The 856-nt window shown below is 53.5% G+C and carries 2 protein-coding genes; both read left to right on the forward strand.

All coding sequences use genetic code 11. The features are described 5' to 3' along the window. Positions 1 to 403: IS66-like element accessory protein TnpA (tnpA, locus tag BGK49_RS16160; protein ID WP_206609875.1), on the forward strand; the 403-nt coding region annotated here is incomplete at its 5' end. Then, positions 400 to 747: an IS66 family insertion sequence element accessory protein TnpB gene (gene tnpB, locus BGK49_RS16165; RefSeq protein WP_000612610.1), complete on the forward strand. Its 348-nt coding sequence runs from the start codon at positions 400 to 402 to the stop codon at positions 745 to 747. The genes tnpA and tnpB, both read left to right, overlap by 4 nt. Positions 748 to 856: the final 109 nt, after the last annotated feature.

Consider the following 856-nt stretch of genomic DNA (forward strand, 5'->3'; position numbering starts at 1 on the left):
AGTGGGAACCAAAGTGTCAGATATGCAGAAAAATGTGAATCCCGGCAGGCGAAAAGGCTGCCCTAATTATCCTCCCGAATTTAAACAGCAGCTCGTTGCTGCCTCCTGTGAACCCGGGATATCCATCTCAAAACTTGCTCTTGAAAATGGCATTAACGCCAATCTGTTGTTCAAATGGCGACAACAATGGCGCGAGGGAAAGCTGCTATTACCTTCTTCAGAGAGCCCCCAGCTACTTCCTGTGACTCTCGATGCAGCTGCCGAACAGCCAGAATCGCTCGCAGAGGATCCGGAAACCCTCAGTATCAGCTGTGAGGTAACGTTCCGGCACGGGACGCTCCGCTTCAATGGCAATGTCAGCGAAAAGCTCCTGACTCTGCTGATACAGGAACTGAAGCGATGATCCCGTTACCTTCCGGGACCAAAATTTGGCTGGTTGCCGGTATCACCGATATGAGAAATGGCTTCAACGGCCTGGCGGCAAAGGTGCAGACGACGCTGAAAGACGCTCCGATGTCAGGTCACGTTTTTATCTTCCGTGGGCGTAATGGCAGTCAGGTAAAGCTCCTCTGGTCTACCGGCGATGGACTGTGTCTGCTGACCAAACGGCTGGAGCGCGGCCGCTTCGCCTGGCCGTCAGCCCGGGATGGCAAAGTGTTCCTCACACCGGCACAGCTGGCGATGCTCCTTGAAGGTATCGACTGGCGGCAGCCTAAAAGACTGCTTACGTCCCTGACTATGTTGTAAGCCTCTTTATCCTGGTCGACGCTGAATGAGCCTGGTAATATACCCGGTATGAGCAGCTCACTTCCTGACGATATCAATGCACTGAAACGTCTCCTTGCCGAACAGGAGG

Source organism: Shigella sp. FC1544 (assembly GCF_001722145.1).
GTDB classification, from domain to species: Bacteria; Pseudomonadota; Gammaproteobacteria; order Enterobacterales; family Enterobacteriaceae; genus Escherichia; species Escherichia coli.